7 protein-coding genes are annotated in these 4,059 nt (G+C 36.9%); all 7 read right to left on the reverse strand.

Going from position 1 to position 4,059, the window contains the following annotated elements; all coding sequences use genetic code 11:
- On the reverse strand, positions 1 to 676 hold a 676-nt coding region (locus DWZ16_RS15055; protein WP_147353441.1), incomplete at its 3' end, for a DEAD/DEAH box helicase family protein.
- Positions 677 to 690: 14 nt separating this feature from the next.
- Positions 691 to 942 carry a DUF5659 domain-containing protein gene (locus DWZ16_RS15060; protein WP_147353442.1) on the reverse strand — a complete coding sequence of 84 codons (252 nt, stop codon included), beginning with the start codon at positions 940 to 942 and terminating at the stop codon, positions 691 to 693.
- Between the two features lie 125 nt (positions 943 to 1,067).
- Positions 1,068 to 1,394, reverse strand: a complete 327-nt coding sequence (locus DWZ16_RS15065; RefSeq protein WP_118523170.1) for a hypothetical protein — start codon at positions 1,392 to 1,394, stop codon at positions 1,068 to 1,070.
- A gap of 26 nt (positions 1,395 to 1,420) precedes the next feature.
- Entirely contained in the window at positions 1,421 to 2,098 is a 678-nt protein-coding gene (locus DWZ16_RS15070) for a hypothetical protein (RefSeq protein ID WP_118523171.1), read from the reverse strand.
- 16 nt (positions 2,099 to 2,114) lie between these two features.
- The gene (locus DWZ16_RS15635) at positions 2,115 to 2,255 is read right to left on the reverse strand and encodes a hypothetical protein (protein ID WP_182427388.1); all 141 of its coding nucleotides are present in this window, start codon (positions 2,253 to 2,255) and stop codon (positions 2,115 to 2,117) included.
- 18 nt (positions 2,256 to 2,273) lie between these two features.
- Positions 2,274 to 3,383 carry a hypothetical protein gene (locus DWZ16_RS15075; RefSeq protein ID WP_118523172.1) on the reverse strand — a complete coding sequence of 370 codons (1,110 nt, stop codon included), beginning with the start codon at positions 3,381 to 3,383 and terminating at the stop codon, positions 2,274 to 2,276.
- 13 nt (positions 3,384 to 3,396) lie between these two features.
- Positions 3,397 to 3,660: a hypothetical protein gene (locus tag DWZ16_RS15080; RefSeq protein ID WP_118523173.1), complete on the reverse strand. Its 264-nt coding sequence runs from the start codon at positions 3,658 to 3,660 to the stop codon at positions 3,397 to 3,399.
- Positions 3,661 to 4,059: the final 399 nt, after the last annotated feature.

Genomic DNA, 4,059 nt, shown 5'->3' on the forward strand with positions numbered 1-4,059 from the left:
ATAAGCTTTTTCTGCTTTTTGAATAAAAAATATTATAAGCTTTTTCTGCTTTTTGAATAAAAAATATTCCTTTCGTTCCTTTTTCTATTCCCTCTTTTAGAAATGCCTCCATTGTATCATCCTTATTAAAAAACGTGAGACATTTTATAAATGAAAAATCAAAAGGGATTTCATATTCAATCGGTGCATCCAGCTTATTATCCTTAATATATTTCTTCATATACCTTGTCATATGTTCTCCTGTGGCAGACATAAACACATGAGTCGAAGTCTTGTTCTCCATAATCATTTTAAATGATACTGCTGTCTTATTATTAAAACTGCTATCATTAAAAAAATAATGGAACTCATCGCATACAATATACTTATATTGGGATAAATCTATTTGACTGCTTATATTATGTAGTTTTTTAAATTCCATAGACTGATATGTAATCACATCTATTACATCCGTCTTAAAGTCTTCCTCTAATTCATATGTAAACTGTTCCACACAATTTTTTCTATGAATCAGCATTAGGATTTTATCTCCTGCTTTCTTGGCTATTAGGTACAAAGGATTCTTGCAAAAATAACTTTTTCCTGCTCCCATCGGTGCAGCTATTAATACATTATCCCCTGCTTTCCAAGTTTTAATATCTTCTTCACTTATAACATCCGAAATTCTCCTCTTCATTGGTACACCTCCAGTTAGTGATTCAAATAATCACTCATTGAATTTCTAATCTGTGGTGTATCTTTAAATACGAAAACGTTCTTTCCACTAGAACTATTTATGTCTGGTCGCATATCCAAAAGAACGTACCCCTTTAGCATCAAGTAACCAGCCATTCTTTGATTAAAAATAATAATGTCTTTTCTATCCGTAATAATCATGCCTCTCTTCTCATTATTATAGGCACACCACCCACAATAGAATGATGTGCCTGTCTTTCGTCCCATATGTAACCAGCATCCTCACTGGTAGAAGAAATCTTATAACCTTTTAAGCTGGAACTGTCCTCTTCAACAGTAGGTTGCGTTATCTCACAGCAACAATATCTCTGTCACTTATATGTTCGCCCTTTTTATTCCAAAGGAACTGCAAAGTGTTCTTTAATCTGCTCTGGTGTCACGCCATCAGAAAGATCCGCCTGTGCATCGGTAGAATTATCGCACTGGCTCATATAACCTATGTGGAAATGAACCGTGATGTCTTTGAACTCATACCGAATATCTACTGCATCAGAGAAGATACCGGATTCCATGAGGAAATCTAAGTTCTCCGTGAACTGCTCTGGCGTGATTGTTCTGGTGTCATTTGAGCCTTTACGTCTTACCTGTACGTTCTGAATCTGAATCAGATGATTCTTGATAGCTGACTGAAGTTTCTGTACTGTTGTCGGTCTATACATAGTTTGTGTTCTCCCTATCCCATCTTTTACATAAATCCCACTGTTACCATATTCCGTTTACTGTCTACATGATCTGCTTCTGGGGACAGATAAAGATTAAAGGCTTTTTTTACGCTAACCGAAAAAAGATCGTCAACATCCTCTGCTTTCTCAATATCATGAATTTCCTTTTTATCAATAAACATACTTGCATTCGAATCATTTGTTGTGAAAGCAAGCAACTGATTGTTTTTTACTGTCTGAACTTCATCGAAAGATAAGTCTACCAGTTCGATATTTCTATGCATGAATTTATCTTCTGCTTCTTCGTTATTCATATGAATCAAGAATCCATTTTTCTGCTCCTGTAACACCCTTTCAAACTGTGATGTCGTCAAGTGTTTGTCTTCAATTTCCTTATCGTTTAACTTCTCACAGTTCTCATCAGACTCATTTTTCTTCATACCGATCCACGGCAGATAAGCCGACAGTAACGTAGCTTCGCTTACCTTATATACATCGGAAATATTATGAATGTCATTTATCATCAGCGCCCATCCTTGATCCAATGGCATATCATGTGCTTTCAGAAAATTGTCTAAAATGTTACATATCCTATCCCATTCCAATGCTGTCATACTGGAAAGTTCTTTCTCAATCTGTTCATCTGAAACTTTACTTTTTGTCAACAATCTTGCAATCTGATAACCTTTATTTAATTTCATAATTTCTGTTCTCCTTTTATTTGTTATTTTTCTTTAATCTATCTTCATACCAACGTATTGAAGCATCTTTATTTATAGGCAGTTCCACTTTCTTTCCAGAATCAAACTCCAGAACTGTAGACAGCTTTCCATTATCAGCCTTTATCCATCTTTTCATAGACACCTGCTCCCAGTTTTACTTACTAATTAATCTAGCTTTAAGCCGTTCAAATTCCGTCATTTCTTTTACCGGCGGCTTTGGCTGTATTTCTGTTTTAACCGCGAATACGCTCGATGTTTTAGCTGTACGAACCTGTGTCAATGCTTTCATAGAGTTCTGGACACTCTCTGCATCTTTCTCCACCGATTCAGCCAGTGCATCCATTCTCTTATATGGCATCATCAAACCGCTAAGAATAACTACATTTTCGCCGGATTCTAATAAATAGCCATGATACTCTGTTGGTGCTGTCCCTACTGCTTTACGAAGCTCTACAACGTCAATCTTACTGTCCTTTGCAGATACCGCTTCTGATACACCCATGATAGAAATAGTCTTATCCTCACGCTTGGCGAAGATGTTATTATCCCTGTTCAGAATATCTACAATATTTCCTGTATTACCGTTCGCGGCGTTCGTTGCTACGATGATAGAAAATGACGGACAGTGCAGACAGGTTTCGATTTCTGCCAGATCCATATTTCCATCCAACGAGTGATTATTGATGCACAGCACCGCAGTGATAAGGGTTGCAAAGATTTTATTGATCTGAAGCTTGTCCATCGCATTATTATCTAAAATAAAGATGCTCCCCAGCTCCGGCTTCAGATCTTCAATCTCATCAAATGTCTGTCTTGCATTATCTCTAATCCTCAATGATTCTGCATCAGACGGAAGAACTAGAATGAGACACATCTTATAACCCATTTCCAATAAAATCCTCGCCAACACTGGTCCAATAGCTGATCCTGTGCCGCCGCCCATCGAAAACGCGATAAATACCGTACTTCCATCAATTATGTATTTCTGCAATTCTGGAAGTATTTCATCGATGTTCTCCGCCAATGCGTCCAGACTCCGATTACGATTCCCAGCCGCTCCAGTACAGTTCTTCATATGTATCTTATGGGATAAGTTGACTGCGGATAAATCTTCCAAACTGCTGTTGATACCAACGAAAGAGGTATTATCCTTTGTTCCATCAAGTCCCATGACCCTTTTCTCGATTTCCGATACAATCTGACAACCGCATTGACCGCAACCAATGAAGGTTGTTTTCAATCTCCTATTCAATTTTTTGTTCATAGTCAATCTCCTATTAAAAGTCCTTTTTCTCCATCTCTTTCATCCATTCCAGCCCTTTTGCTGACACATAGTATGTCTTTGCATTCAACTTCATAATACCGTATTTGACATACCCAAGACGAATCAGCTCACGCAAGTGCAGATAGATCGTCTTTTCAGTAAAAATCACTTTTTCTCCTGCCAGCGCCGCTATGATTTCCTTTTGGGTAGCTGCTACGATCTTACTCCACGCCTCCATGTGGTAGAGAATGTTGAGAATTTCATAATTAACCCTCAAAATCGTTCCTCCTATATTCAGTTTTCAAGTTGCTTCTATATAAAGTGTGGGAAATACCATCAGCAGAACGCCAATGATAATTTGACAAATAAATTTTTTCATGATAAGATAATTCTGCAAAATACATAGATCGTTTACCAGACGATCAAGTCTATCATGAAGACCTTCGGCAAGGGTGTTACCAGCATCCTATATGTCGGAGGTTTTTTATTTATCTATCCATACACTATATATCTTCAAGGAATTTACTCCCTTTTCTTCTTATGTTTTCTTGTATTTTTTTTTCATTGCTTTTATACCTCTCTTTCCTATGTCTCTACTATACTACGAGCAGTCGCATTCGTCAAGTATTTTTTTTACTTATTTTATACTTTTTATTGCACTTATTTTACACTTGCT

Source organism: Clostridium sp. AF29-8BH (assembly GCF_003478145.1).
Classification (GTDB): Bacteria; Bacillota; Clostridia; order Lachnospirales; family Lachnospiraceae; genus Otoolea; species Otoolea fessa.